This window comes from Streptomyces sp. NPDC092045, from assembly GCF_044756005.1.
In the GTDB taxonomy this organism is placed as follows: domain Bacteria; phylum Actinomycetota; class Actinomycetes; order Streptomycetales; family Streptomycetaceae; genus Streptomyces.
Map to the genome: position 1 here is coordinate 54,271 of NZ_JBIVSC010000002.1, position 26,693 is coordinate 80,963.

29 protein-coding genes are annotated in these 26,693 nt (G+C 75.2%); 8 read left to right on the top strand and 21 right to left on the bottom strand.

The genetic code is table 11. From position 1 onward, the window contains the following. Window positions 1-147: 147 nt before the first annotated feature. Complete coding sequence (locus ACIQKA_RS07005) at window positions 148-876, bottom strand: VIT1/CCC1 transporter family protein (RefSeq protein ID WP_383149118.1); 729 nt, start codon at window positions 874-876, stop codon at window positions 148-150. A gap of 256 nt (window positions 877-1,132) precedes the next feature. On the opposite strand from ACIQKA_RS07005, the gene ACIQKA_RS07010 reads away from it, so the two are divergent. The 7 genes from ACIQKA_RS07010 to ACIQKA_RS07040 all read left to right on the top strand — a co-directional run bounded on the left by ACIQKA_RS07010 (window position 1,133) and on the right by ACIQKA_RS07040 (window position 9,717). Beyond that, a complete protein-coding gene (locus tag ACIQKA_RS07010; protein WP_383149119.1) occupies window positions 1,133-2,128 on the top strand; it encodes an ADP-ribosylglycohydrolase family protein in 996 nt (331 codons plus the stop codon). A 698-nt stretch (window positions 2,129-2,826) separates the two neighbouring features. After that, entirely contained in the window at window positions 2,827-4,017 is a 1,191-nt protein-coding gene (locus ACIQKA_RS07015) for an ADP-ribosylglycohydrolase family protein (RefSeq protein ID WP_402540613.1), read from the top strand. Then, window positions 3,935-5,149 (top strand): ADP-ribosylglycohydrolase family protein, encoded by a 1,215-nt coding sequence (locus ACIQKA_RS07020; protein ID WP_383149123.1) that lies wholly within the window; start codon window positions 3,935-3,937, stop codon window positions 5,147-5,149. Before ACIQKA_RS07015 ends, ACIQKA_RS07020 begins: the two co-directional genes overlap by 83 nt. After that, window positions 5,146-6,678, top strand: coding sequence for an ADP-ribosylglycohydrolase family protein (locus ACIQKA_RS07025; protein WP_402540282.1), 1,533 nt, complete (start codon window positions 5,146-5,148; stop codon window positions 6,676-6,678). Before ACIQKA_RS07020 ends, ACIQKA_RS07025 begins: the two co-directional genes overlap by 4 nt. Then, window positions 6,675-7,595 carry a ribokinase gene (gene rbsK, locus ACIQKA_RS07030; RefSeq protein ID WP_402540284.1) on the top strand — a complete coding sequence of 307 codons (921 nt, stop codon included), beginning with the start codon at window positions 6,675-6,677 and terminating at the stop codon, window positions 7,593-7,595. Before ACIQKA_RS07025 ends, rbsK begins: the two co-directional genes overlap by 4 nt. Then, window positions 7,592-8,839, top strand: a complete 1,248-nt coding sequence (locus ACIQKA_RS07035; RefSeq protein WP_402540286.1) for a CaiB/BaiF CoA transferase family protein — start codon at window positions 7,592-7,594, stop codon at window positions 8,837-8,839. The genes rbsK and ACIQKA_RS07035 overlap by 4 nt, the downstream gene beginning before the upstream one ends. Next, window positions 8,836-9,717, top strand: a complete 882-nt coding sequence (locus ACIQKA_RS07040; RefSeq protein ID WP_383433086.1) for an HpcH/HpaI aldolase/citrate lyase family protein — start codon at window positions 8,836-8,838, stop codon at window positions 9,715-9,717. The genes ACIQKA_RS07035 and ACIQKA_RS07040 overlap by 4 nt, the downstream gene beginning before the upstream one ends. A gap of 72 nt (window positions 9,718-9,789) precedes the next feature. On the opposite strand, the gene lgt is transcribed toward ACIQKA_RS07040, so the two are convergent. The 11 genes from lgt to hisI form a co-directional block, all read right to left on the bottom strand. Continuing rightward, on the bottom strand, window positions 9,790-10,749 hold the full coding sequence (gene lgt / locus ACIQKA_RS07045) for a prolipoprotein diacylglyceryl transferase (protein WP_383149131.1): 960 nt from the start codon (window positions 10,747-10,749) through the stop codon (window positions 9,790-9,792). Between the two features lie 99 nt (window positions 10,750-10,848). Further along, window positions 10,849-11,670: a DsbA family protein gene (locus ACIQKA_RS07050; protein WP_383433091.1), complete on the bottom strand. Its 822-nt coding sequence runs from the start codon at window positions 11,668-11,670 to the stop codon at window positions 10,849-10,851. Between the two features lie 64 nt (window positions 11,671-11,734). Next, a complete protein-coding gene (trpA, locus tag ACIQKA_RS07055; protein ID WP_383433094.1) occupies window positions 11,735-12,565 on the bottom strand; it encodes a tryptophan synthase subunit alpha in 831 nt (276 codons plus the stop codon). Then, the gene (gene trpB / locus ACIQKA_RS07060) at window positions 12,562-13,851 is read right to left on the bottom strand and encodes a tryptophan synthase subunit beta (RefSeq protein ID WP_383149136.1); all 1,290 of its coding nucleotides are present in this window, start codon (window positions 13,849-13,851) and stop codon (window positions 12,562-12,564) included. The genes trpA and trpB overlap by 4 nt, the downstream gene beginning before the upstream one ends. 482 nt (window positions 13,852-14,333) lie before the next feature. Beyond that, window positions 14,334-14,561 carry a tryptophan biosynthesis modulator TrpM gene (gene trpM, locus ACIQKA_RS07065; protein ID WP_383149138.1) on the bottom strand — a complete coding sequence of 76 codons (228 nt, stop codon included), beginning with the start codon at window positions 14,559-14,561 and terminating at the stop codon, window positions 14,334-14,336. A gap of 64 nt (window positions 14,562-14,625) precedes the next feature. Next, entirely contained in the window at window positions 14,626-15,435 is an 810-nt protein-coding gene (gene trpC, locus ACIQKA_RS07070; protein WP_383149140.1) for an indole-3-glycerol phosphate synthase TrpC, read from the bottom strand. Between the two features lie 139 nt (window positions 15,436-15,574). Continuing rightward, entirely contained in the window at window positions 15,575-15,955 is a 381-nt protein-coding gene (locus tag ACIQKA_RS07075) for a DUF2752 domain-containing protein (protein ID WP_383149222.1), read from the bottom strand. Between the two features lie 646 nt (window positions 15,956-16,601). Further along, entirely contained in the window at window positions 16,602-16,856 is a 255-nt protein-coding gene (locus ACIQKA_RS07080; protein ID WP_383149224.1) for an HGxxPAAW family protein, read from the bottom strand. 139 nt (window positions 16,857-16,995) lie between these two features. Continuing rightward, a complete protein-coding gene (locus ACIQKA_RS07085; RefSeq protein WP_402540290.1) occupies window positions 16,996-17,643 on the bottom strand; it encodes a TIGR02234 family membrane protein in 648 nt (215 codons plus the stop codon). Window positions 17,644-17,657: 14 nt separating this feature from the next. Next, window positions 17,658-19,148, bottom strand: a complete 1,491-nt coding sequence (locus ACIQKA_RS07090; protein ID WP_383149144.1) for an anthranilate synthase component I — start codon at window positions 19,146-19,148, stop codon at window positions 17,658-17,660. An 11-nt stretch (window positions 19,149-19,159) separates the two neighbouring features. Further along, complete coding sequence (hisI, locus tag ACIQKA_RS07095; RefSeq protein WP_125666693.1) at window positions 19,160-19,510, bottom strand: phosphoribosyl-AMP cyclohydrolase; 351 nt, start codon at window positions 19,508-19,510, stop codon at window positions 19,160-19,162. An 84-nt stretch (window positions 19,511-19,594) separates the two neighbouring features. On the opposite strand from hisI, the gene ACIQKA_RS07100 reads away from it, so the two are divergent. Then, window positions 19,595-20,230, top strand: coding sequence for a TIGR03085 family metal-binding protein (locus tag ACIQKA_RS07100; RefSeq protein ID WP_402540292.1), 636 nt, complete (start codon window positions 19,595-19,597; stop codon window positions 20,228-20,230). A gap of 109 nt (window positions 20,231-20,339) precedes the next feature. On the opposite strand, the gene ACIQKA_RS07105 is transcribed toward ACIQKA_RS07100, so the two are convergent. The 9 genes from ACIQKA_RS07105 to ACIQKA_RS07145 all read right to left on the bottom strand — a co-directional run bounded on the left by ACIQKA_RS07105 (window position 20,340) and on the right by ACIQKA_RS07145 (window position 26,690). Further along, on the bottom strand, window positions 20,340-21,587 hold the full coding sequence (locus ACIQKA_RS07105; protein ID WP_402540293.1) for an MFS transporter: 1,248 nt from the start codon (window positions 21,585-21,587) through the stop codon (window positions 20,340-20,342). Next, on the bottom strand, window positions 21,584-22,171 hold the full coding sequence (locus tag ACIQKA_RS07110; protein WP_383149149.1) for an ArsR/SmtB family transcription factor: 588 nt from the start codon (window positions 22,169-22,171) through the stop codon (window positions 21,584-21,586). The genes ACIQKA_RS07105 and ACIQKA_RS07110 overlap by 4 nt, the downstream gene beginning before the upstream one ends. Before the next feature lie 118 nt (window positions 22,172-22,289). Then, window positions 22,290-23,045 carry an imidazole glycerol phosphate synthase subunit HisF gene (hisF, locus tag ACIQKA_RS07115; RefSeq protein ID WP_376241823.1) on the bottom strand — a complete coding sequence of 252 codons (756 nt, stop codon included), beginning with the start codon at window positions 23,043-23,045 and terminating at the stop codon, window positions 22,290-22,292. Further along, window positions 23,042-23,440, bottom strand: a complete 399-nt coding sequence (locus ACIQKA_RS07120) for a RidA family protein (RefSeq protein ID WP_383149151.1) — start codon at window positions 23,438-23,440, stop codon at window positions 23,042-23,044. Before ACIQKA_RS07120 ends, hisF begins: the two co-directional genes overlap by 4 nt. Next, a complete protein-coding gene (priA, locus tag ACIQKA_RS07125) occupies window positions 23,437-24,168 on the bottom strand; it encodes a bifunctional 1-(5-phosphoribosyl)-5-((5-phosphoribosylamino)methylideneamino)imidazole-4-carboxamide isomerase/phosphoribosylanthranilate isomerase PriA (protein WP_402540294.1) in 732 nt (243 codons plus the stop codon). The genes ACIQKA_RS07120 and priA overlap by 4 nt, the downstream gene beginning before the upstream one ends. After that, window positions 24,165-24,830, bottom strand: a complete 666-nt coding sequence (gene hisH, locus ACIQKA_RS07130; protein WP_383149154.1) for an imidazole glycerol phosphate synthase subunit HisH — start codon at window positions 24,828-24,830, stop codon at window positions 24,165-24,167. The genes priA and hisH overlap by 4 nt, the downstream gene beginning before the upstream one ends. Next, a complete protein-coding gene (locus ACIQKA_RS07135) occupies window positions 24,827-24,991 on the bottom strand; it encodes a hypothetical protein (protein ID WP_383149156.1) in 165 nt (54 codons plus the stop codon). Before ACIQKA_RS07135 ends, hisH begins: the two co-directional genes overlap by 4 nt. 2 nt (window positions 24,992-24,993) lie before the next feature. After that, window positions 24,994-25,587 (bottom strand): imidazoleglycerol-phosphate dehydratase HisB, encoded by a 594-nt coding sequence (hisB, locus tag ACIQKA_RS07140; protein ID WP_383149158.1) that lies wholly within the window; start codon window positions 25,585-25,587, stop codon window positions 24,994-24,996. Further along, a complete protein-coding gene (locus ACIQKA_RS07145; protein WP_383149226.1) occupies window positions 25,584-26,690 on the bottom strand; it encodes a histidinol-phosphate transaminase in 1,107 nt (368 codons plus the stop codon). The genes hisB and ACIQKA_RS07145 overlap by 4 nt, the downstream gene beginning before the upstream one ends. Window positions 26,691-26,693 lie beyond the last annotated feature (3 nt).

The following is a 26,693-nucleotide window of genomic DNA, read 5'->3' on the forward strand; positions in this document are numbered from 1 at the left end:
TCACGGGTTCGAAACCGCCGGGTAACCGGCTATGTATGTGGCGCTCCGCATAGTGTCTCACCGCGGCGGCGGATCGGACCAGGGAGATACGTCACAGGCGATATGCGGCTTGGGTCCGGAAAAGCCCGGGCGTCCGGGGGCCCCGGACTACAGCGCGGCGCCGAAGAGCATGCCGAGCCCGTACGTGACGGCCGCGGCGGCGCCGCCGAGGGCGAGCTGGCGCGTGCCGCTGGCGAGCCAGCCGCGGGCGGTCACCCGGGCCACCAGGGCACCGCAGGCGAAGAGCCCGAGGAGGGCGAGGAGGACGGCCGGCCAGAGGGCGGTCGCCCCGAGCAGGTACGGCAGGACGGGCAGCAGCGCGCCGAGCGCGAACGAGCCGAACGACGAGACCGCGGCGACCGCCGGCGACGGCAGGTCGTCGGGGTCGATGCCGAGCTCCTCGCGGGCGTGGATCTCCAGGGCCTGCTCGGGGTCCTTCGAGAGCTGCATCGCCACCTCGCGGGCGAGGGCGGGCTCGACCCCCCGGGAGACGTAGAGCGCGGCGAGCTCCTCCATCTCGTCGACGGGGTGCTTGCGCAACTGGCGGCGCTCGACCTCCAGTTCCGCCTGGACGAGTTCGCGCTGCGAGGCGACGGAGGTGTACTCGCCCGCGGCCATGGAGAAGGCGCCGGCGGCCAGGCCCGCGAGGCCGGTGACGGCGACCGCGCCGGAGGAGACCGCGCCGCCGGCGACGCCGGTCATCAGGGCGAGGTTGGAGACGAGTCCGTCCATCGCGCCGAAGACCGCCGGACGCAGCCAACCGCCGTTCACGTCGCGGTGCGTGTGGTTGTCGCGGTGGGCCTCGTGCAGCGGCGCCCGGACGTCGACGACGGACATGGTGCTCCCCTCTTCACGGCGGGCCGGAACGCGCCCACCCTCCTCGTAACTTCCCTCGAAAATACGCTCGATGTAAGGGTCCCGCTAGCAAGGCAGGCCGTACTTACCACGATCCGCCCCGTCCTCGGGCCGGATCCTGGCGGGGTGTCAGGCGGGTGACAGAGACGTTTCCGCGTCGCGTTCCCGGGCGGTGGTGGCACAGATCCAGGCAACGGGGCGCCGCCGGTGCGCCTCCCCGAGGAAGGAGCCGCCGCACATGGGCACCACCACGGCATGCGACACCCGCGAACGGGCGAGGGGAGCGCTCCTCGGCCTCGCCGTCGGCGACGCGCTCGGCGCGCCCGCCGAGAACATGCGGCCCTCCGAGATCCGGCGCCGCTGGGGCCGGATCGAGGGCTTCGTGACGGAGAGCCCGGCGGGCACGGACGACACCGAGTACGCCGTCTTCTCGGGGCTGCTGCTCGCCCGGCACGGCTCGGCCCTCACCGTCCGGCACGTCGAGCGGGCCTGGCACCGCTGGATCGCCGACCTCGACGAGGGCCCCTTCCGGGGCGCGGGCTTCTCGGAGCGGGGCACCCTGGAGAACCTCCGGCGCGGGCTCGCGGCACCGATCTCCGCGCAGCACCGGCACGCCTGGAGCGACGGCCTCGCGATGCGCGCGGCGCCGTTCGGGGTGTTCGCCGCCGGGCGCCCGGCGGAGGCGGCCCGGCTCGTCGCGATCGACGGCAGCGTCAGCCACGAGGGCGAGGGCATCTACGGCGGCCAGGCGGTCGCGGCGGGGGTCGCGGCGGCGATGGCCGGGGCGAGCGTGACGTCGGTGATCGCGGCGGCGCTCTCCGCCGTCCCGATGGACTCGTGGACGGCCCGCTCGCTGCGCCGCGCGGTCGTGGCGGCGCAGCGGGTCCAGCCGGACCCGCTCGTCCGCGAGCGCCAGGTCCGCTCGGCGGTCGTCGTCGGCGGCTACCCGTGGACCGACCTGGCGCCGGAGGCGGTGGGCCTGGCGTTCGGCGCCTTCGCGGCGGCGCGCGGGGACTTCCGCACGGCCGTCCTGACCGCCGTCAACATGGGCCGCGACGCCGACACGACGGCGGCGGTCGCGGGCGCCCTGGCGGGCGCGATGTCGGGCGCCCGGGCGATCCCGGCGGAGTGGGCCACCGCGATCGCCCCGGTCACCGGGAGCTGCCTCCCCTCCATGCGCGGCTACCACGTCCTGGACATCGCGGACCTGCTGACCCCGGAGGAGGCGGCGTGAACGGGAAGAGGACGGACCCGCCGGGGGCGGGGACGCTTGCGGGCAGTGGCACGGGGAGGGGGGCGGCCTGCGGTACGGGGACGGGTACGGCCACCGGGACGGGTACGGCCTGCGGTACGGGGACGGGTACGGGTACGGCCACCGGGGCCGGCCCGCTCGCGCCGGCCCCCGCCGCGAACACCGCCCCGGGGCCGGGCACCGCCCCTGCGGGCGGCACCGCGCCGGGGGCCCGTGTCGCCGGGCTCCTCGGGGCCGGGACGGCTCCGGGTACGGGGGCGGGCGGTGCGCCGTCGGGTACGGGCGGCACGACACCGGGTGCGGGCACCGCCACCGCCGCCGCCCCCGCGGGCAGCGGCGCTCCGGAGACGGGCACCGTCGCCGTCCCGACGGGCATCGCCCCCGCCCCCGTGGACAGCACCGCGCCGGAAGGCGGCGTCCGCCTCGCCGCCACCCCCGTGGGCGGTCCCCCCTCCGGGGGAGGGCGGGCACCGACACCGGCGCGGGGCACCGGCCTGCTGGAAGGCGCCCCCGAGGATCCGGCCGCGCCCGGGGTACGGGACGCGCACGACCGGACCCCGGCGCCGACCGACCGATCTCCGGTACCGACCGACCGACCCCGGCCGCCGGCCACCGAGGTCCAGCCGCAGACCACCCGGTCCCGGACTCCGGCCGCCCGGGTCCCCGCGCGCCGCGACGCGATCGAGGGCCTGCTCCTCGGGCTCGCCGCCGGCGACGCCGCCGGGTGGCCCGCCGCCCGGCACCGGGCCGCCCGGATGCCCGAGTGGACCCGGCGCCTCACCCGGGAGCTCGACACCTTCGCGGAGCAGAACGCGACGACCGCCCTCCCCGTCCCCATCGCCCTCAACCAGCCGCCCGAGCCCCTGCTGCTCGGCCCCTCCGACGACGCCGAGTGGGCGGTCTTCACCGCCGAGGCGATCCTCGCCTCCTCCTCCCCCGCCCTCGCCGGGCTGCCCCCGGAGCGCCGGCTCCGCGCCGCCGTCGACCTCGCCTGGAACGCCCTCGCCGGCCAGGTCGCGGCCGCCGCCGACCGCGCCCCCGAGGTCGAGTCCGCCGTGCTCCCCCTCCGCGCCCGGATCTCGGTCCGCGCCGGCCTCGGCAACCTCGCCACCGGTCTGCGCCCGCCCGCGACCGGGCACGACAACCCGCACTACTTCGACGACGCCGCCTGCGTGCGGGCCGCCGTCCTGGCCCTCGTCCACCCGGGCGATCCGCGCGCCGCCGCCGAACTCGCGGAGTTCGACGCCCGGTACACCCAGGACGGCGACGGCGTCCACGGCGCCCGCGCGACGGCGGCGGCGGTCGCCGCGGCCCTCGGCGGGGCGACCGCCGAGGAGGCCGTCGGGGCGGCGCTCGCCGAACTCCCGCCCGCCACCGAGATCGGCCGCAACGCCCGGCAGGCCGTGGAGCTCGCCCGGACCGCCGACTCGGCGTTCGAGCTGGTCCCGCTCCTGGAGCACCGGATCGTGGACCACGTCTACAGCTACGGCGTCGCCGCCGCCGAGACCGTCCCGGTCGCCCTCGCCCTCGTCCTCGCCGCCCGGGGCGAGATGACGGGCGCGGTCCCGGCCGCCGCCTGCCTCTCCCGGGTCGCGGACTCGGCCCCGGCGCTCGCGGGCGCCCTCACCGGGGCGCTCGGCGGCGGCCGGTCGGTCCCGGCGACCTGGCGCGAGGCCTGCCGGACCCTCGCGGGCTGCGCGCTGCCCCGGCTCGCGGGGACGGACCTGGTGGAACTCGCCGGGCTGCTCGGAGCCACGGAACCGGCCGCCCCAGGTGGACAATTCCGACATGGAACCCACTCTGGACGTGCCCAACCCGGCTGTACGCACACCGGACGCGCCGAGCGCCCCGGGCCTTCCCGCCCTGGATGACCGGATCACCGGCAGCCTCCTCGGGGCCGCCGTCGGCGACGCGCTCGGCGGCCCCGTCGAGGGCTACGCCCCCGAGCAGATCCTGGAGCGCCACGGCGGCCGCGTCACCGGGATCGTCGGCCCCTGGAACGGCGACGCCTGGCGCACCGCCCGCCCCCTCGCCCCGTACCACAAGGGCGACGGGCACGTCACCGACGACACCCTGATGACCCACACCCTGATCCGGGTGTACGAGAAGGTCCGCGGCCACCTCGACGCGTACGCCGTCGCGGACCACCTCGTCCCCGAGCTCATGAACTCCCCCGTCTGGATCCCGGAGCTGGAGGCGGAGGCGCTGCCGCTCCAGCGGATCTTCCTCGCCGAGAAGTGGATCGTGACCCGGCTCCACTACGGCCACGTGGACCCCCGCGAGGCCGGCAGCGGCAACATCGTCAACTGCGGCGCCGCGATGTACATGGCGCCGGTCGGGCTCGTCAACGCCGCCAACCCCCGGGCCGCCTACGCCGAGGCCCTCGACCTGGCGGGCGCGCACCAGTCCTCGTACGGGCGGGAGGCGGCCGGCGTGTTCGCGGCGGCGGTGGCGGCGGCCTGCGTGCCGGGCGCGACGCCGGCCTCGGTCGTGGACGCGGCCCTGGCCCTGGCGAAGGACGGCACGGAGGCGGCGATCGAGGCGGTGGCCGAGACGGCCGCCCGCCACACGGACTTCGAGACCGCCCTCGCCCCCCTGCGCGCGGCGGTCGCCCCCTTCGACACGGTCGGCCCCGACTACCGTGCGCCGTCCCTCGGGGCCCGGCGGCCCTCCCGGCTCCACGCGATCGAGGAGCTGCCGATCGCCCTGGGGATGCTGCTCGTCGGCGGGGGCGACTTCCGGCGCACGGTCCTGGGGGCGGTCAACTACGGCCGGGACTGCGACTCGATCGCCACGATGGCGGGCGCGATCGTGGGCGCGCTGCACGGCGAGGCGGCCGTGCCCGCCGACTGGGCGAAGCGGGTGGCGGAGGCGAGCCGCCTCGACCTGCACGCCCCGGCCCGGGCCCTGGCCGGGGTCGCCCGCGAGGTCTTCGCGCGGGACGCGGAGGCGCGCCGGGCCCACGAGTCGGCGTTCGCGGCGCTGACGGACGCGGACCGGTGAACCTCCGGGTGACCTGGGTGCAGCCGGAGGACCTGGTGGGCCACGAGCTCCGGCAGGCGGCGGAGGACGGCCGCGACGCCCGCGCCCCGGCGGCCCGCTGGGCGGCGGCGGGCGGCCCGCCCGCCCCGGAGACGGCCGGCGCGTCCGAGACCCCCCGCCCGGACCTCCGCCCCCTGGCGGAAGAACTCCTGGACGCCCTGGCCGCTCTCCCGAGCCCCCTCGCGGAACACGAGCCGACCGCCCTGCCGGACATCCTGGCCCTGACCGCCACCCCCGCCGGACGTCCCCGCGGCGAAGCCGCGGACGGGCCGGCCGCGGCCCCGGGCCCCCCGCACGACGGGCACCGGGCCCCGGCCCCGCGCCCGCGCGAAGCACCGGGGCCCCGGGAGCACGGCGGCCACGGGGGCACGGCCCCCGGGCCCGGGGAGGCCCCCGCGCCACCGGACACGAGGAGCCGGGCCGCGCACGACCCCGCGCTCCTCCCCCGCCTGCACGCCGCCTGGCTCGGCCGGGCCGTCGGGTGCCTGCTCGGCAAGCCCGTCGAGAAGCTGCCCCTCCCCGCGATCCGCGCCCTGGCCCGCGCCACCGGCAACTGGCCGCTCACCACCTGGTTCACAGCTCGGGGCGTGCCTCCCGGCCTGCTCGCCGCGCACCCCTGGAACCGGCGCTCCGCCGCCACCTCGCTCGCCGAGAACATCGACGGCATGCCCGAGGACGACGACCTCAACTACCCCCTCCTGAACCTCCTCCTGCTCCGGCGGCACGGCCGCGGCTTCACCACCGCCGACGTCGCCCGCCTCTGGCTCGACGAGCTTCCCGCCGGCCGCACCTTCACGGCCGAGCGCGTCGCCTACCGCAACCTCCTCGACGGGGTCGAACCCCCGCTGACCGCCGTCCGCCGCAACCCCTTCCGCGAGTGGATCGGCGCCCAGATCCGGGCCGACGCGCACGGCTGGACCCACCCGGGCGACCCGGTCGCCGCCGCCGCGCAGGCGCACCGGGACGCGGTGCTCACCCACACCGCCAACGGCGTGTACGGGGCCATGTTCGTCGCCGCCACCGTCGCCGCCGCCGCGAGCGGAACCGCCGACGTCCACCGGGCGCTCGCCGCCGGGCTCTCCGTGATTCCGCCGCGCTCCCGCCTCGCCGGAGCCGTACGCCTCGGCATCGACGCCGCCCGCGCCCACGCCGGCTTCGACGCCGTCGCGGACCGGCTGCACGCCGAACTCGGCGGGTACCACTGGGTCCATGCCGTCCCCAACGCCGCCCTGCTCGCCGCCGCCCTCACCCACGCCGACGGCGACTTCTCCCGCTCGGTCTGCGCGGCGGTCTCGGGCGGCTGGGACACCGACTCCAACGGCGCCACCGCCGGTTCGGTCGCCGGGCTGCTCGCCGGACGCCCGGACCGGCTGCCCGAGCGCTGGACCTCCCCCCTCAAGAACCGCCTCGCGACCTCGGTCCCGTCCTTCGACGGCATCGGGTTCGACACCCTGGCCGAACTGACACACCTGGAGGCAGTACGCCCATGACCAGCATCGTCGTGCTCGGCAGCACGAACATGGACCTCGTCGTCTACGTGCCGAGGGCCCCGGCCCTCGGTGAGACCGTCACCGGCCGCTCCTTCCGCACGATCCCCGGCGGCAAGGGCGCCAACCAGGCCGTCGCCGCCGCCCGCGCCGGCGCCGAGGTCGCCATGATCGGAGCGGTCGGCACGGACGGCTTCGGCACGCGGCTGCGGGCGACCCTGGAGCACTGCGCGGTGGAGACCGACCTGCTGCGCACCGTCGAGGGCCCCTCGGGCACCGCCCACGTCGTCGTGGACGACGAGGGCGGCAACGCGATCGTCGTCGTCCCCGGCGCCAACGGCACCGTCACCTCCCTCACCCACGGAGACGAGGCCCTCATCGGCACCGCCGACGCCCTGCTCCTCCAGCTCGAACTCCCGCTCCCCGTCGTCGTCGAGGGCGCCACGGCCGCCCGCCGGCGCGGCGTCCGCACCGTCCTCACCCCCTCCCCCGCGCGGCCGCTCCCGCCCGAACTCCTCGCCGTCACCGACCTGCTGGTGCCGAACGAGCACGAGGCCGCCGCGCTCACCGGTCGCGCGGATCCGCGCGCCGCCGCCGAGGCCCTGCTGCGGGACGTCCCCGAGGTGGTGGTCACCCTGGGCGCGGCCGGCAGCCTCTACGCGGCGCGCGGCGCCGAGCCCGTCGCCGTGCCCGCCCGCCGGGTCCGGGCCGTGGACACCACCGGCGCCGGCGACACCTTCGTCGGCGCCCTCGCGGTCGCCCTCGGCGAGGGCCGCCCCGCCCCGGAGGCGGTCCTCTGGGCGCAGACCGCCGCCGCGCTCTCCGTCCGGCGCGAGGGCGCGTCGACCTCGATGCCGTACCGCGTCGACATCGAAGCGGCCTTCCGCTCCCCCGAGACCCTGGAGGCCGATCCCGTATGACGACCCTTCCCGCACCGGACGGCACGCGGGCCGACGCCGACGCCGCGCCCGCAGGCCCCGTCCCTCCCCTCCACGGGCTGCGCGTCCTGGACCTCGCGACCCTCTTCGCCGGGCCGCTCGCCGCCATGATGCTGGGCGACTTCGGCGCCGACGTCGTCAAGGTCGAGCACCCCCGCAGGCCCGACCCGTCCCGCGGCCACGGCCCCGCCAAGGACGGCGTCGGCCTGTGGTGGAAGGTCCTCGGCCGCAACAAGCGGACGATCACCCTGGACCTGTCCGCGCCGGGCGGCCGCGACACCCTCCTCGCGCTGGCCGCCGACGCCGACGTGATCGTGGAGAACTTCCGGCCCGGCACCCTGGAGCGCTGGGGCCTGGGCTGGGAGGAGCTCTCCGCCGCCAACCCGCGTCTGGTCCTGGCCCGGGTCACCGGCTTCGGCCAGTTCGGCCCGTACTCCCACCGTCCCGGCTTCGGGACCCTCGCCGAGGCGATGAGCGGCTTCGCCGCCATCACCGGCGAGCCCGACGGCCCGCCGACCCTGCCCCCCTTCGGCCTGGCCGACTCGATCGCCGCCCTGGCCACCGCGTACGCCGTGATGACCGCGCTCACCGCCCGGACGACGACCGGCCGCGGCCAGGTCGTCGACATGGCGATCATCGAACCGATGCTCTCCGTCATCGGACCCCACGCCCTCTGGTACGACCAGCTCGGATACGTCCAGCCCCGCACCGGCAACCGCTCCCGCAACAACGCCCCGCGCAACACCTACCGGACCGCCGACGGCTCCTGGGTCGCCGTCTCCACCTCCGCGCAGTCGATCGCGGAACGGGTGCTGAACCTCGTCGGCCGCCCGGAGCTGATCGACGAGCCGTGGTTCGCCGACGGCGCGGGCCGGGCCGCGCACGCGGACGTCCTGGACGAGGCGGTCGGCTCGTGGATCGCCCGCCGCACCCGCGACGAGGCCGTGGCGGCCTTCGAGAAGGCGGAGGCGGCCATCGCCCCCGTCTACGACGTCCGGGACGTCCTCGACGACCCGCAGTACCAGGCGCTCGGCACCGTCACCGAGGTGGCGGACCCCGAACTGGGGCCGATCCGGATGCAGAACGTCCTCTTCCGGCTCTCCGAGACGCCCGGCGCCATCCGCTGGCCCGGCCGCCCGCACGGCGCCGACACCACCGCCGTCCTCTCCGAACTGGGGCTCGGTCCCGCCGAGATCGACGCCCTCCGCGAGCAGGGGGCGGTATGAGCGGACCGCACGGCGTCCGGAACCCGGGCCGGGTCAGCGGCCCCCGCGAGCGGACCGGCGCGCCCGTGGCGAGCGGCACCGCCGGACCGCACACCCCGCTCACCTGGCTGTACGCGCCCGGCGACCGGCCCGAGGTCGTCCGCAAGGCCCTGGCCTCCGGCGCCGACGTCGTCATCGTCGACCTGGAGGACGCGGTCGCCCCCGACCGCAAGGCCTACGCCCTGGACGCCACGGCCGACCTCCTCGCGGACGTCCATCCCGTCCCGGTCCACGTCCGCGTCCACACCCCGCTCGACGTCCCCGTCCTGGCCTCCCTCCCCGGCCTCTGCGGTCTCCGCGTCCCCAAGGTGACCCACGCCGCCGACGTCCACCGGATCGCCGGCCTCGCCCCGGGCCTCCCGCTCTACCCGCTCCTGGAGAGCGCCCTCGCCGTGGAGAACGCGTACGCCGTCGCCTCCGCCCACCCCGCCGTGCGCGGCGTCGCGCTCGGCGAGGCCGACCTCCGCTCCGACCTGGGGGTGCGGGAGGACAGCGGGCTCGACTGGTCGCGCGGCCGGCTGGTGGTCGCGGCCCGCGCCGCCGCCCTGCCGCCGCCGGCCCAGTCGGTCCACCCCCACGTCCGCGACCCGGAGGGGCTGGCCGCCGACTGCGCCCGGGGCCGGGCGATGGGCTTCCTGGGCCGGGCGGCCATCCATCCCCGCCAGCTCCCCGTCATCGAGCGGGCCTACCTCCCCACCCCGGAGGAGGTCGACGCGGCCCGGGAGGTCGTCGCCGCGACCGGGCGGGGCGCGCTGGCCCTCCCGGACGGCCGGTTCGTGGACGCGGCGGTGGTGGAGGGCGCCCACCGGGTCCTCGCCCTCGCCGCGCGGGCCGGGTGACCCGTACCCCCGCACGCGGAGGGGCCGCCGGAACCCTTCGGCTCCGGCGGCCCCTGCGATCCGCGCGGGAGGTCAGCTCTTCCCGGCGCCGTGCTCCGCGTCCTTGCCGAGGTCGACGGCGCCGGAGGGCGCGTCCGGCTTCGCGTCGCCGTCCGCGTCCTCGTCGGACCCGCCCCCGTCGGGCTCCCCGGCCTTCTCCGACGCTTCCGGCGTCTTCTCCGCCTTCGGCTCCACGATCTCCTCGCGTCCCGGCCGGATCTTCGACGAGACCACGATGTAGACCACGGCGAGGAGGAAGACGACGATCGCCGTCCACACGTTCAGGCGCAGGCCGAGCACGTGGTGCGCCTCGTCGACGCGCATGTACTCGATCCAGCCGCGGCCGGCGCAGTACGCGGCGACGTAGAGCGCGAAGGCGCGTCCGTGGCCGAGCTTGAAGCGGCGGTCGGCCCAGACGACGAGGAGGGCGACGCCGACGCACCAGAGCGACTCGTACAGGAAGGTCGGGTGGTAGGTCCCGGCCTCGCGGTTCGCGCCCTCGCTGATCCTCAGGGCCCAGGGCAGGTCGGTCGCCCGGCCGTACAGCTCCTGGTTGAACCAGTTGCCCCAGCGGCCGACGGCCTGGGCGAGGGCGATGCCGGGCGCGATGGCGTCGGCGTACGCGGGGAGCGGGATGCCCCGGCGGCGGCAGCCGATCCAGGCGCCCACCGCGCCGAGCGCGATGGCGCCCCAGATGCCGAGGCCGCCCTCCCAGATCTTGAAGGCGTCGACCCAGTTCTCACCCTCGCTGAAGTACAGCTGGTAGTCGGTGATCACGTGGTAGAGGCGTCCGCCGACGAGGCCGAAGGGCACCGCCCAGACGGCGATGTCGGCCACGGTGCCGGCGGTGCCGCCCCGGGCGATCCAGCGCCTGTTGCCGTACCAGACGGCGACGAAGACACCGATGATGATGCAGAAGGCATAGCCGCGCAGCGGGATCGGTCCGAGGTGGATCACGCCGGTCGACGGGCTGGGAATGTAGGCAAGGTCCATGGCAGGTCCGACGCTACCCTGCCGGGCGGGCGGGGCGGCAGCCCGCCCGGCAACGTCTGGGTAACTAACCCCGGCGGACGGAACCGCCCGGAGGGCCGTTCAGCCGGCCGACGGGGAGGCCGTGCCGGGCTTCCTGCCCTTGTTGGCCTCGGCGACCCACTTCTTCAGGTTCTCCGGGGAGAGCTGCTCGTTCCCCTTGGTCGGGAAGATCGACTCGCCGTTGAGCAGGACGGTCGGGGTGCCGCGGAAGCCGCCCTTCTGGAAGGCCTCGTTGGACTTCACGACCCAGCTGTCGTGCGTGCCGTCCTCCACGCAGCTCCGGAACTCCGGCGTGTCGAGGCCGGGCACCTTCGCCGCCAGCTCGATCAGCTTCTTGTTGTCGCCGAAGGCGTCGTCGGTCTCCTGCGGCTGGTTGACGTAGAGCGTGTCGTGGTACGGGGTGAACCTCCCGGCGTCCTGGGCGCACGCGGCGGCGTTCGCCGCGCGCAGCGAGCCGCTGCCGCCCATGTTCCCGTCGATGAGGGTGGCGAGGTGGTACTCGGTCCTGAGCTGTCCCGAGGCCTCCAGCTCGTGGATGGAGTCCCGCATCACGTTCTCGAACTGGGCGCACGCCGGGCAGCGGAAGTCCTCCCAGATCTGGAGGGTGGCGGGGGCGTCCGGCCGGCCGGTGGGGATGGCGGGCTTGTCGCCCTCGACCGAGGTCGACGGCGCGACCACGGGCCCCGCCTTGTCGGATCCGCCGCCCTTGTCGGCGTTCGCCGCGATCACGCCGACGACCGCGGCCAGGGCGAGGACGCCGACCACCGCCGACGACACGATCAGGACGCGCCGCTGCCTGTCGCGGGCCTTGTCGCGCTCGCGCTGCTGCTGAAGGCGCTCCCGCGCGTTCCGGTTACCGTCACCACGGTTGTTCTGGCTCACGTCCCGGACAACGAACCGGGGAGGCACGTGCGCGCCTCCCCGGTCCCAGATCCACCCGGACGGGTTACGAATCCCGGCGGACGCCCGCGGCGAGTTCGGCCGCCAGTTCCCTTACGGCGGCGAGTCCGGCGGCCTCGTCGCCGTCGGCGTCGAGGATCCGCTTCACGAAGGCGGAGCCGACGATGACGCCGTCGGAGAAGGCGGCGACCTCCTTGGCCTGGACGGCGTCGGAGACGCCGAGCCCGACGCAGACGGGGAGGGTGCGGCCGGGCCCGACGGCGGCGCGGGTGCGGCGGACGAGGTCGGCCGCCTGCTCGCCGACGGACTCGCGGGTGCCGGTGACGCCCATGAGGGAGGCGGCGTAGACGAAGCCGGAACCGGCGGCCGTGATGGTGGCGAGGCGCTCGTCCCGGCTGCTGGGCGCGACGACGAAGACGGTCGCGAGACCGTGCTTGTCGGCGTGCTCGCGCCAGAGCGCGGACTCCTGGACCGGCAGGTCGGGCAGGATGCAACCCGCGCCGCCGGCCGCGGCGAGCTCCTCGGTGAAGCGCTCGACGCCGTACCGGTCGATCGGGTTCCAGTACGTCATCACGAGGACCGGCTTGCCGGTGGCCTCGTGGGCCTCGCGGACCGTGCGCATGACGTCGGCGATCCGGACGCCGCCGCGCAGGGCGATGTCGTCGGCGGTCTGGATGACCGGGCCGTCGAGGACGGGGTCGCTGTGCGGGAGGCCGACCTCGACGACGTCGGCGCCGCCGTCGAAGACGGCCTTGATCGCGGCGATGCCGCCGTCGACGGTCGGGAAGCCGGCCGGGAGGTAGGCGATGAGCGCGGCCCGGTCCTCCGCCTTCGCGGCGGCGAGGGTGTCGCTCAGCAGGTCGATGTTGCCGCTCACTCGGCGTCTCCCTCGATCTCGGCGGTGTCGTCGGCGCCGGCGTCCGCGGCGACCTCGGCGTCGGTGTCGTACAGGCCGAAGTAGCGGGCGGCGGTGTCCATGTCCTTGTCGCCGCGCCCGGAGAGGTTGACCACGAGGAGGCCCTCGGGGCCGAGCTCCCTGCCGACCTCGATCGCCCCGGCGAGGGCGTGCGCCGACTCGATGGCCGGGATGATGCCCTCGGTGCGGGAGAGCAGGCGCAGGGCCCGCATGGCGTCGTCGTCGGTGACGGCCCGGTACTCGCCGCGACCGCTGTCCTTGAGGTGGGCGTGCTCGGGGCCGATGCCGGGGTAGTCCAGGCCGGCCGAGATCGAGTACGGCTCGGTGATCTGGCCCTCGTCGTCCTGGAGGACGTACGACCGCGAGCCGTGCAGGATGCCGGGCTCGCCGGCGGTGAGGGTGGCCGCGTGCTCGCCGGTCTCGACGCCGTGGCCGGCCGGCTCGCAGCCGATCAGGCGCACGCCGGCGTCCGGGAGGAAGGCGTGGAAGAGGCCGATGGCGTTGGAGCCGCCGCCGACGCAGGCGATCGCCGCGTCGGGGAGGCGCCCGGCGCGCTCCAGGATCTGGCGGCGGGCCTCGACGCCGATGACGCGGTGGAAGTCGCGGACCATGGCGGGGAAGGGGTGCGGGCCCGCGACGGTGCCGAAGAGGTAGTGCGTGCGGTCGACGTTGGCGACCCAGTCGCGGAAGGCCTCGTTGATGGCGTCCTTGAGGGTGCGGCTGCCGGACTTCACGGCGACGACCTCGGCGCCGAGCATCCGCATCCGGGCGACGTTCAGCGCCTGGCGCTGCGTGTCGACCTCGCCCATGTAGATGGTGCAGTCGAGGCCGAAGAGGGCGCAGGCGGTGGCGGTGGCGACGCCGTGCTGTCCGGCGCCGGTCTCCGCGATGACCCGGGTCTTGCCCATGCGCCTGGTCAGGAGGGCCTGGCCGAGCACGTTGTTGATCTTGTGCGAGCCGGTGTGGTTGAGGTCCTCGCGCTTGAGGAAGATGCGGGCGCCGCCGGCGTGCCCGGCGAACCGGGGCACCTCGGTGAGGGCGCTCGGGCGGCCCGTGTAGTTCACCATCAGGTCGTTGAGCTCGCGGGCGAACTCGGGATCGTCCTTGGCCTTGTCGTACTCGACGGCGACCTCGTCCACGGCGGCGACGAGGGCCTCCGGGATGAACTTGCCGCCGTAGGCGCCGAAGTAGCCCTCGGCGGTGGGGACCTGACCGTCCGGGTCGGGAATGAAGAACTCGCTGGACATGCGGTTGCTCCTCGCGGGGCGGGTGCCCCGGGATACGTGTGGGTGATGGTCACGGTGTGCGCGCGATCCACTCGCGTACGTCAACGCGGTCGGCAGTACGGGTGCCCGCCACGGGCCACCGCCCGGGGGCGGTGCCCGGGCGTGCGCCCTGACGTTGCCCGCCCTGCGCTCCGGAGGTGCCCGCAGCGAGGCCGCGGGCCCCGCCTCCCGCCCGTTGTGGGCAGTCGTTCCGCCGGGGCGGGACGGGTGGGCACAACGGGACGGCGCTCTTTGCCGGGCCCAGGCTCCCGCGCCTCGACCCGCACCCCGTGTGCGCCGCGCCGGTGGTGCGGGCGGGTACGGGTGCGGAGGAGCCCGCAGAGGGCGCCGTCCCGCGTGCCCACCCGTCCCGCCGTGCGGGACGACCACACGGGGGGCGGCGGAAGCGCCCGCACGGGTGCGGGGCCGACCTCGCAGGACCGGGTGTCGGAGAGCCGGAGGCGCTAGGCGCCGGCGTCGTGCGTGAGGACGCGCGCGAGGCGCGGGCGCCATCGCATGCCGTTGACCTGGCCGGGCTCGTCGCCGATCACGTACCGCACCCGGCGGCCGAGGACCCGCCGGGCGGGCGCGCGGCAGCCGCGCGGGCGGCAGCCGCGGGCCAGGGGGGCGTGCGCGGGTACGGGGGCCGCGGCGGTACGGAGCCGGCCGCGGCGCCCGGGTGCCGGCGGCACGGCGGCGTTCCCCCGGGCGGGGCCCGGAGGTGTCGGCGCGTCGCGGCGGGGGGTCACGGTCCGGTCAGCTCCGCCCGTGGCGGAGGGCCGGGTGGGCGCCGGCGGCGACCAGGTCGGCGACGGCGGCCTTCGGGTCGCGGCCGGTCACCAGGGACTCGCCCACGAGGACCGCGTCGGCGCCCGCGTTGGCGTACGCGATGAGGTCGTGCGGGCCGCGGACGCCGGACTCGGCGACCTTGACGATGTGGTCCGGGATCTCGGGCGCGACGCGCTCGAAGGTGGAGCGGTCGACCTTGAGGGTCTTGAGGTTGCGGGCGTTGACGCCGATGATCCGGGCGCCCGCGTCGACGGCGCGCTCGACCTCGTCCTCGTCGTGCACCTCGACCAGCGGGGTGAGCCCGATGGACTCGGCCCGCTCGATGAGGGAGACGAGGGCCTCCTGCTCCAGGGCGGCGACGATGAGGAGCGCGAGGTCCGCCCCGTACGCCCTGGCCTCCCAGAGCTGGTACGCGGTGACGATGAAGTCCTTGCGCAGGACCGGGATGTCGACCTTGGCGCGGACGGCCTCCAGGTCCGCGAGGGAGCCGCCGAAGCGGCGCTCCTCGGTGAGGACCGAGATGACGGCCGCGCCGCCCGCCTCGTAGTCCGCGGCGAGTCCGGCCGGGTCGGCGATCGCGGCGAGCGCGCCCTTGGACGGGCTGGAGCGCTTGACCTCGCAGATCACCTTGACGCCGTCGCCGCGCAGTGCGGCGACGCCGTCCTTGGCCTGCGGCGCCTTGGCGGCGCGCTCCTTGAGCTCGTCGAGGGTGACCCGCGCCTGCCGCTCTGCGAGGTCGGCGCGCACGCCTTCGATGATCTCGTCGAGCACACTCACGCGAGGGGCCCCCTTCCGGGACGGTGATGATGAACCAGGTTCAGCCATATCGATCCTATCCGCAGGACGGCCCGGGAATCGCATCGGCCGGAGCGGCGTCCCACCTGCTGGGACGTCCCGCCGGGGTTCCGGCGGGTCCTCACGGGGCCAGCGCGGAGCCGAAGGGAAGGTTCCTGACCAGGGTGAAGAGGGCGAGGACGGCCCCGATCCCCCACCACCAGTCCGGCGGGACCGAGAGGCGCGCCGGCACGCCCCTGTAGGCGCGAACCAGCCACAGGACGGCGACGACGGCGAACACGCCGTAGCCGACGACGGCGAGGGCGTTGGCGCCGAGGGCGGCCGGGAGGTCGCCGTGGGCGAAGGCGTGGGCGCTGCGGAGCCCGCCGCAGCCGGGGCAGTACACGCCGGTGAAGCGGAGCAGCGGGCAGACCGGGTAGTGCCCGGGTTCGTTGGGGTCGACGGTCCCGACGTACGCGAACGCGGCGACGACCCCGGCGACGGCGCCCACGGGCGCGAGCAGGCGCCGGGCGCGCGACCGGGGCGGGGCGGGGGGCGCGGGGGGCCCGGGCCAGGGGGTGCCGGACGGGGACGGGGGCGGCGGTACGGCCGCCTGGGGGCGGACCGCGGCGTCCGGAGCGGGCGGGGCGGAGCCCGGAGCCGTCGGCGACGGGGCCGAAGCTCCCCGCGACGGGTCCGGAGCGGGCGGGGCCGGGGACGGGGATTCCCACGACCGGTCCGGGAGGGCCGGATCCGGGGCGGCCGGGGCGGGGACGGTCGAGGCCTGGACGGCCGAGTCCGGGACGGCCGGACCCGGGGTGGCCGAGGCCTGGACGGCCAAGTCCGGGACAGCCGGATCCGGGGTGGCCGAGGCCGGGACGGCCGGGTTCCCGGCCGGCGGGGCCGGGACATTCGTGTCCGTCCGTTCCGCCGACCGGGTGCGGTGGGCGGTGTCGGTCGCGGGTTCGGGCGTCGGGTGCGGGTCCACGCGGTGATTCTCGCCCCTCGCGCACGGGGGCGCAGCCCGACCCCTCGCGCGCGAGCCGGGCCCGGCCCCCTCCGCGCGCCGGCCCGGTACGGGCCTCCCCGCGCGAATCCGGCCGGGGCCTCCACGCGCGAGGGCGCGGTCCGGCGGTGCCGGGCCGCGCCCTCGGGTGCGTGGGGTCGCGTCAGGAACGGGCCCGTGCGGTCGTGGTCGCGGCCTCGCGGGCGGCGGCCACGTCGGCCGACTGCTTCGGCATGCCGAGGCCCGCCACCTTCATCGCCCCGCCGACGACGCCGCCGAGGAGGACCACGGCGATGCCCGCCCAGAAACCGGGCACGTTGGCGGCCACCATGAAGACTCCGGCGATGCAGAAGCCGATGAAGGAGATGATGACACCGGTCCAGGCGGCCGGGGTGTGTCCGTGGGCGCTGCCCGCCATGAGTTGCTCCTCGTTGCTGTTGCTCGGTGGTGAGGTCACGCGTGCGCGGACGCTCGGCGCTCATTGTCCCGCACGCGGGCGCGCGAGGATGAATCGGGGGTGCCGGGACGATCACGCGTCGCGGTCGGCGCCCGGCCCGTCAGCCCCTGGTGGGGTCCTCACCGCGGTCCAGGGCCTTCCACAGGTCCTCGGGCCGGTCGGGGTCGGTCGTGGGGGCCCTGCGGGCGGTGCGCGGGGCGCCGGCGCGTTCGTAGCGGCCGCCCATGGCCGGCCAGTTCTTGCCGAAGCGGAGCGCGAAGAGGCCGGCGAGCAGGATGAGGACGGCGCCGGCGGCGGTCACGTACGGCCAGGCGGTGTGGGTCAGACCGGCGACGGCGGCGGCCGTGTCGCCGCTGATCCGGGCGGCCTCGGCGTCCAGGGCGGTGCGGTCGGAGGCGCCGAGGACCGCGGCGAGCGCGGCGCCCGCGCCGCTGAGCGCGAGGACGGCGGCGACGAGGGCGCGGCCGGTGCGGCGGACGGCGAAGACGGCGAAGAGCGAGGCGAGGCCGACGATCGCGAGGGCGGTCGGCACGCCGGTGACGGCGCCGCCGTCGGCCTCGACGGGGACGCTGCCGCCGCCGACGGCCGCGGTGCCCTCCGCCCAGATCTGACCGGCGGAGAGCAGGACGACGGTGGCGCCGAGGGCGCCGAGGAGGAGGGCCGCGGCCAGGCTGCGACGGCCACCGGCGGGGGCGGCCGCGCGGGCGGCCCGGGTCTGGGGTACGGGTACGGCGCTCACGTACCCCACTATCCCCTACGTCCTCAGGAGGCGTTCATCCGGTTGGCGGTGTGGACGGCGCGGAGCACGGCCGCCGCCTTGTTGCGGCACTCGTCGTCCTCGGCCACCGGATCGGAGTCGGCGACGACACCCGCTCCGGCCTGCACGTACGCGGTGCCGTCGCGGAGCAGGGCCGTGCGGATGGCGATGGCGGTGTCCGCGTCGCCGGCGAAATCGAGATAACCGACACATCCGCCGTACAGGCCGCGCCGGGAGGGTTCGAGCTCCTCGATGATCTGCATGGCGCGGGGCTTGGGGGCGCCGGAGAGGGTGCCGGCGGGGAAGCAGGCGGTGAGGACGTCGAAGGCGGTGCGTCCCTCCGCGACCCGGCCGGTCACGGTGGAGACGATGTGCATGACGTGGGAGTACCGCTCGATCGACATGAAGTCGACGACCTCCACGGAGCCGGGCGCGCAGACCCGGCCGAGGTCGTTGCGGCCGAGGTCGACGAGCATGAGGTGCTCGGCGCGCTCCTTGGGGTCGGCGAGCAGCTCCTCGGCGAGGTCGTGGTCCTCCTGCGGGGTGGCGCCGCGGTGCCGGGTGCCGGCGATGGGGTGCAGGAGCGCCCGCCCGTCCTCGACCTTGACGAGGGCCTCGGGGCTGGATCCGACGACGTCGAAGCCGTTCTCGAAGCGGAAGAGGTACATGTACGGGGACGGGTTGGTGGCCCGCAGGACCCGGTAGACGTCGAGCGCGGAGGCGGTGCAGGGGGTCTCGAACCGCTGCGAGGGCACGACCTGGAAGGCCTCGCCGGCCCGGATGCGCTCCTTCACGTCCTCGACGGCGTCCTGGTAGGCCCGGCCGCCCCAGAGGGCCGAGTACGCGGGGAGCTCGGAGGCGGGCAGGGCAGTGGGTGCGGTGGCGACCGGGCGGGCCAGGTCGGCCTCCATCGCGTCGAGGCGGGCGACGGCGTGCGCGTACGCCTCGTCGACGCCGGTCTCCAGGTCGTTGTGGTTGATCGCGTTGGCGATCAGGAGGACCGAGCCGTCCCAGTGGTCCAGGACCGCGAGGTCGCTGGTGAGGAGCATGGTGAGCTCGGGGAGCTCCAGGTCGTCCCGGCCGTGCTCGCCGATCCGCTCCAGGCGGCGGACGATGTCGTAGCCGAGGTAGCCGACCATGCCGCCGGTGAAGGGCGGCATGCCGGACGCCAGGTCGCGGGGGGTGTGGAGGGTCTCGACGGTGGCGCGCAGGGCCCGGAGGGGGTCGCCGTCGACGGGGACGCCGACGGGCGGGGTGCCGAGCCAGTGGGCCTCGCCGTCCCTGACCGTCAGCGTGGCGTCGCTGCGGACCCCGATGAAGGAGTAGCGGGACCAGCTGCGGCCGTTCTCCGCGGATTCGAGGAGGAAGGTGCCGGGGCGTTCGGCGGCGAGCTTGCGGTAGAGCCCGACCGGGGTGTCGCCGTCCGCGAGGAGCCTGCGGCTGACGGGGATGACGCGGCGGTCGGCCGCCAGCTTGCGGAAGGTGTCGAGATCCATGGGACCGGACCTTACTGGGATACGGGGAGCACGTCGGCGTCGAAGCAGGTGCGGGCGCCGGTGTGGCAGGCGGCCCCGACCTGGTCGACCTTGACGAGGAGGGTGTCGGCGTCGCAGTCGAGGGCGACGGACTTGACGTGCTGGACGTGGCCGGAGGTGTCGCCCTTCACCCAGTACTCGTTCCGGCTGCGGGACCAGTAGGTGCAGCGGCCGGTGGTGAGGGTGCGGTGCAGGGCCTCGTCGTCCATCCAGCCGAGCATCAGCACCTCGCCGGTGTCGTACTGCTGGGCGATGGCGGGGACGAGCCCGTCCGGGCTGCGCTTGAGCCGGGCGGAGAGGGCCGGGTCGAGATTGCTGCTCATGGCGCCATTGTGCCGCGCCCGGGGACGGCGCCCGGCGGGGCGTCCACTGGGCGGACCGTCGGCGTCCACCGTACGCTGGCGGACATGTCGACCCATGCCAAACGTGAACGGCTTCTGCTGGCTGACCTGTTGGAAGCGGCCGGTCCGGACGCGCCGACGCTCTGCGAGGGCTGGCGGACGCGGGACCTCGCGGCCCATGTGGTGGTGCGGGAGCGGCGCCCCGACGCGGCGGCCGGTTCGCTCGTGCCGGCGCTGAAGGACCGGCGGGACCGGGTGCAGGCGGAGTTCGCCGACAGGCCGTACGACGAGCTGATCCGGCTGATCCGCACGGGCCCGCCGAAGTTCTCGCCGTTCACGATCAAGCAGGTGGACGAGGGGGCGAACGTCGTCGAGTTCTACGTGCACGCGGAGGACGTGCGGCGGGCCCAGCCCCACTGGTCGGCCCGCGAGCTGGACCCGGTCTTCGCGGACGCCCTCTGGTCGCGTCTGGAGCGCTCGGCCCGGCTCCTGGGCCGCAAGGTCCCGGTGGGCCTGGTGCTGCGCCGGCCGGACGGACAGACGGTGGTCGCCCACAAGGGCACCCCGGTGGTGACGGTCTCCGGGGAGCCGGGCGAGCTGACGATGTACCTGTACGGGCGGCAGGACGCGGCGAAGGTGGCGCTCGACGGGGAGCCGGAGGCGATCGAGCGGCTGCGGGAGACGAAGCAGCTGGGGTTCTAGGCCTGTCCGGGGACCCGGTGCCCGTCTGAAGGCTCGGCGGCCCGGTGCCTGTCCGGGGGGCACGGTGCTCGTACGGGGGCTCCGTGCCGCTCCGGCGCCCCGCGTCGCTTCACGTCGGCAGTTCGGCGTGGCGCAGGGCCGGGACCAGGAGGCCGTACGCGCCCGCCAGGGCGCAGACGGCGGCGCCGGCGACGAAGACCGGGCCGGTGCCCCACAGGCCGATCGCGGCGCCCGTGAGCGGGAAGCTCAGCGGGGCCAGGCCCAGGCTGCACAGGCTCGCGACGGCGGAGACGCGGCCGAGGTACGCGGGGTCGCACTCGGTCTGGAGGAGGGCGCCGGCCAGGGCGCCGGAGAGCCCGGCGAGCAGGCCGACGAAGAGCGCGAGGAGCACGGCGAGGGGCAGCAGCGGGGCGTGGGCGAGCGCGCCGACCGAGACGGCGCCGAGGGCCATGGTCCAGCCGAGGACGGCTCCGGCGCGCGGGACCCGGCCCTTGACGCCGAGCAGCAGCGAGGAGGCCGCCGCGCCCGTGCCGAAGCCGGCGAGGATCCAGCCGATGCCGGAGGCGCCCCAGCCGCGCTGGTCGGAGAGGAGCGCGAGGCCGACGTTGAGGGGGCCGACGAAACCGAGGTCGCCGAGGGCGATGACGATCATGAGGGGTCCGAGGACCCGGTGGCCGCGCAGGTGACGCAGTCCGGCGGTGAGGTCGCCGAGGACGGTGCCCCTCCGGGCCGGCTCCGTCCCGGCCCAGGTGGGCAGCGGGCGCAGGCGCAGGCCGAGCAGCAGGGGCAGGGAGAGCGCGAAGAGCAGTCCGGCGACCGCGAAGGCGGTGCCCGGTCCGCCGAGGGCGACCGCGAGGCCGCCGAGCGGGGCGCCGAGGACGGCTCCGGCGCGCTGGCCGAGGCCGCGCAGGCCCTGGACGCGGGCGAGCTGGTCGCGCGCGGCCATCCGGGGCGGCAGGGCGCCGACGGCGGGCATGAAGAGGGCGTCGAGGACGCCGAAGACGAGGGCGACGGCGGCGAGCGTCCAGAGGGTGGGGGCGGTGGCCAGGACGAGCGCGGCCAGGGCGAGGACGACGAGGCAGCGGACGGCGTCGGAGGCGATGACGACCCGGAGGGGGCCGAAGCGGTCGGCGATCACTCCCCCGCCGAGCAGGAGGAGGGCGCGGGGCACGGCGGAGACGGCCAGGACGAGTCCGGCCTCCGCCGGGGTGCCGCCGCGGACGGCGGCCCAGGAGAGGGCGAGGTGGTAGACGCCGTCGCCGAGGGTGGAGGCGGTGTAGGCGCCGAGCCAGCGCAGGACCCGGGGGTCGCGGTGAGTGGGCCGCGACGGGGCGGCGGCGAGGACGGCGGCGCTCACGGGCGGTAGGGGAAGGCGTGGATGTGGACGGCGGTGTTCTCGCGTCCCCCGGTGTCGCCGGCCTCTTCGGCGGCGCGGGCCCGCTGGTCGTACTTCTTGACGACGGCGTCCAGTTCGGCGGTGAGCGCGGCGAGTTCGGCGGCGGTGAGGCGGGGCAGCCATTCGGAGGCGGTGGAGGCGGCGCGCCAGTCGGCGGACCAGGTGGACCGCTCGTCGAGGAAGCGGGCGTACATCCCGTTGCGCTGCTCCTCGACCGTACGGCTGAAGGCGGTGTTGGCGGCGACGAGTTCGGGGGCGTCGCGGATGTCCTCGTCGTGGATGCCGAAGCCGTACGAGCTGGGCTGCCACCAGCGTTCGCGGCCGTCCGTGGACCGGGCCGCGGCCTCCTCGACGAGGCCGTGGTCGGCGAGCTTGCGCAGGTGGTAGCTGACGAGGGAGACGGCTTCGTCGACCTGCTCGGCGAGCTGGGAGGCGGTGGCGGCGCGGGCCGTGAAGAGGGCGCGGTAGAGGCGCATCCGCAGCGGGTGGGAGATGGCCTTGAGGGTGCCGAGGTCGGTGATCCGGCGGTTCTCGGATGAGGTCATGTCCACGACCCTAGATACGAAAGAAAAGTTGCGCAACGAAAATTGCGAAATAAATGTTGCACGTCCGGGCGTGAAGAAGGGCCCCCGAGGGGGCCCTTCCGGAAAGCGGAACGGGGCCTCAGCGGACCTCGTGGCCCGCTTCCCGCAGCGTCTCCTTGACCTGGCCGATCCGCAGGTCGCCGAAGTGGAAGACGGAGGCCGCGAGCACCGCGTCCGCGCCCGCCGCGACGGCCGGCGGGAAGTCGGAGAGCTTCCCCGCGCCGCCGGAGGCGATCACCGGCACGGTCACGTGCTTGCGCACGGCCGCGATCATCTCCGTGTCGTAGCCGTCCTTCGTGCCGTCCGCGTCCATCGAGTTGAGCAGGATCTCGCCCGCGCCGAGCTCGGCGGCGCGGTGCGCCCACTCGACGGCGTCGATGCCGGTGCCCTTGCGGCCGCCGTGCGTGGTGACCTCGAAGGAACCCGTCTCCGTACGGCGCGCGTCCACGGACAGGACGAGCACCTGGCGGCCGAAGCGCTCCGCGATCTCCCGGATCAGCTCCGGGCGCGCGATGGCGGCGGTGTTCACGCCGACCTTGTCGGCGCCGGCCCGCAGCAGCCGGTCGACGTCCTCGGCCGACCGCACGCCGCCGCCGACCGTCAGCGGGATGAAGACCTGCTCGGCGGTGCGGCGCACCACGTCGTAGGTGGTCTCCCGGTTGCCGGAGGAGGCGGTGATGTCGAGGAAGGTCAGCTCGTCGGCGCCCTCGGCGTCGTACAGCTTCGCCATCTCGACGGGGTCGCCCGCGTCCCGCAGGTTCTGGAAGTTGACGCCCTTGACGACCCGGCCGTTGTCGACGTCCAGGCAGGGGATCACGCGTACGGCGAGGCTCACGCGCCCTCACCCCGGTAGGCCTCGACCTCGACCTCGACGACCAGGCTGGGGTCGACGAAGCCGGAGACGATGATCATCGTGGCGGCCGGGCGGATGGCGTCGAACAGCTCCTTGTGGGCGCGGCCGACCTCTTCCACGTCCCGGGCGTGGGTGAGGTACATCCGGGTGCGGACGACGTGCTCCGGGCCCAGGCCCAGCCGCTTCAGCGCCTCAAAGGCGACGGTGAAGGAGTTGACCGTCTGCTCGTGGGGGCCGCCGCCGGCGATCTGGCCGCCGACCACCGACGTGCAGCCGGAGACCAGGACCGTGCCGTTCGGCAGTTCGACCGCGCGGGAGTAGCCGAACTGCTCCTCCCAGGGGGCGCCGGTGACGACCTTGCGGAGTTCGCCCGTCATGCCCGCGCCACCGTTTCGAGGGCCTCTTCGAGGGTGAAGGCCTCGGCGTAGAGCGCCTTGCCGACGATCGCGCCCTCGACGCCCAGCGGGACCAGGCCGGACAGCGCCCGCAGGTCGTCCAGGGAGGAGACGCCGCCGGAGGCGACGACGGGCTTGTCGGTGGCCGCGCAGACGTTCTTCAGGAGCTCCAGGTTGGGGCCCTGGAGGGTGCCGTCCTTGGCGATGTCGGTGACGACGTAGCGGGCGCAGCCCTCGGAGTCGAGGCGGGCCAGCGTCTCGTACAGGTCGCCGCCGTCACGGGTCCAGCCCCGGCCGCGCAGGGTCGTGCCGCGCACGTCGAGGCCGACGGCGATCTTGTCGCCGTACTCGGCGATGACCTTGGCGACCCACTCGGGGGTCTCCAGGGCGGCGGTGCCGAGGTTGACGCGGGTGCAGCCGGTGGCGAGGGCGGCGGCGAGCGAGGCGTCGTCGCGGATGCCGCCGGAGAGCTCGACCTTGATGTCCATCGCCCGCGCGACCTCGGCGATCAGCTCGCGGTTGTCGCCGGTGCCGAAGGCCGCGTCGAGGTCGACCAGGTGCAGCCACTCGGCGCCGGAGTTCTGCCAGGCGAGGGCCGCTTCGAGCGGGGACCCGTAGGAGGTCTCGGTGCCGGACTCGCCGTGGACGAGGCGGACGGCCTGGCCGTCGCGGACGTCGACGGCGGGGAGGAGTTCAAGCGTGCTGCTCACAGGGTTCCGATCCAGTTGGTGAGGAGCTGGGCTCCGGCGTCGCCGGACTTCTCGGGGTGGAACTGGGTGGCCCACAGGGCGCCGTTCTCGACGGCCGCGACGAAGGGCTCGCCGTGGGTGGTCCAGCTGACCTTGGGGGCGCGCATGACGGGGTTGCCGACCTCCAGCGTCCACTCGCGCACGCCGTAGGAGTGCACGAAGTAGTAGCGGGCGTCGGCGTCGAGCCCGGCGAACAGCTCGCTGTCGGCGGGGGCGTCGACGGTGTTCCAGCCCATGTGGGGGACGACGGGGGCGTTCAGCGGCTCGACCGTGCCGGGCCACTCGTCGAGGCCCTCGGTCTCCACGCCGTGCTCGATGCCCTGGGCGAAGAGGATCTGCATGCCGACGCAGATGCCCATGACGGGCCGGCCGCCGGCGAGGCGGCGGCCGACGATCCAGTCGCCGCGGGCCTCCTTGAGCCCCCGCATGCAGGCGGAGAAGGCGCCGACGCCGGGGACGAGGAGTCCGTCGGCGTTCATGGCGCGCTCGTAGTCGCGGGTGATCTCGACGTCGGCGCCGACCCGGGCGAGGGCGCGCTCGGCGGAGCGCACGTTGCCGAAGCCGTAGTCGAAGACGACGACCTTCTTGGGGCTCCCCTGCGCGGGGCCCGTGGACGCGCTCATGACCACACGTCCAGACGGAGCACGCCGGCGGCGAGGCACATCGCGGCGCCGATCGCGAGCAGCACGATGACGCCCTTGGGCATCTGCTGCTTGGAGAAGGAGTAGATGCCGCCGAGCAGGAACAGCCCGACGACGATCAGGATCGTGGAGAGGCCGTTCACGACTAGAGCGCGCCCTTCGTGGAGGGGAGGATGCCGGCGGCGCGGGGGTCGCGCTCGGAGGCGTAGCGCAGGGCGCGGGCGAGGGCCTTGAACTGGCACTCCACGATGTGGTGGGCGTTGCGCCCGTACGGGACGTGGATGTGCAGCGCGATCTGGGCCTGGGCCACGAAGGACTCGAAGATGTGCCGGGTCATCGTGGTGTCGTACGAGCCGATCATCGGCGCCATGTTCTCGGGCTCGGTGTGCACGAGGTACGGGCGGCCGGAGAGGTCGACGGTGACCTGGGCGAGCGACTCGTCCAGCGGGACGGTGCAGTTGCCGAAGCGGTAGATGCCGACCTTGTCGCCGAGGGCCTGCCTGAAGGCGGCGCCGAGGGCGAGGGCGCTGTCCTCGATGGTGTGGTGCGAGTCGATGTGCAGGTCGCCCTCGGTCTTGACGGTCAGGTCGAAGAGCCCGTGGCGGCCGAGCTGGTCGAGCATGTGGTCGTAGAACCCGACCCCGGTCGACACGTCGACCTTTCCGGTGCCGTCGAGGTCGATCTCGACGACGACGGAGGTCTCCTTGGTGGTGCGCTCAACGCGGCCTACGCGGCTCATCGTTCCTGCTCCTTCATCAATTCACGGACCGCGTCGAGGAACGCGTCGTTCTCTTCGGGGGTGCCGGCGGTGACGCGCAGCCATCCCGGTACGCCGTTGTCCCGGACCAGGACGCCCCGGTCGAGGATGCTCCGCCAGGCGGCGTGGGTGTCGGGGAACTTCCCGAACTGCACGAAGTTGGCGTCGGACTCGGTGACCTCGTAGCCGATCGCCCGCAGTTCGGCGACGAGCCGGTCGCGCTCGGCCTTGAGCTGCTCGACGTACCCGAGGAGGGTGTCAGTGTGCTCCAGGGCGGCGAGCGCGGTGGCCTGGGTGACGGCGGAGAGGTGGTACGGCAGCCGGACGAGCTGCACGGCGTCCACCACGGCGGGGTGGGCGGCGAGGTAGCCGAGGCGGAGTCCGGCGGCACCGAAGGCCTTGGACATGGTCCGCGAGACCACCAGGTTCGGGCGGCCCTCGATGAGGGGCAGCAGCGAGTCGCGGTGGCTGAACTCCACGTACGCCTCGTCCACGACGACCATCGACGGCCCGGCCGCCAGGGCCGCCTCGTACAGGGCGAGGACGGTGTCGGCGTCGACGGCGGTGCCGGTGGGGTTGTTGGGCGAGGTGACGAAGACGACGTCCGGACGGTGCTCGGCGATCGCCTTCCGGGCGGCCTCCACGTCGATGGTGAAGTCCTCGTTCCGGGGTCCGGAGATCCAGCCGGTGCCGGTGCCGCGGGCGATCAGGGCGTGCATCGAGTATGAGGGCTCGAAGCCGATCGCGGTGCGGCCGGGGCCGCCGAAGGTCTGGAGGAGCTGCTGGAGGACCTCGTTGGAGCCGTTGGCCGCCCAGACGTTCTCGGCGGCGACCGGGTGCCCGCCGGTGCGGGTGAGGTAGCGGGCGAGCTCGGTGCGCAGCTCGACCGCGTCCCGGTCGGGGTAGCGGTTGAGGCCACGGGCGGCCTCGGCGACCCGCTCCGCGATCCGGGCCACGAGCGGCTCGGGCAGCGGGTAGGGGTTCTCGTTGGTGTTGAGCTGGACGGGGACGTCGAGCTGGGGCGCGCCGTAGGGGGACTTGCCGCGCAGCTCGTCCCGGACGGGCAGGTCGTCGATTCCGGTCACGCC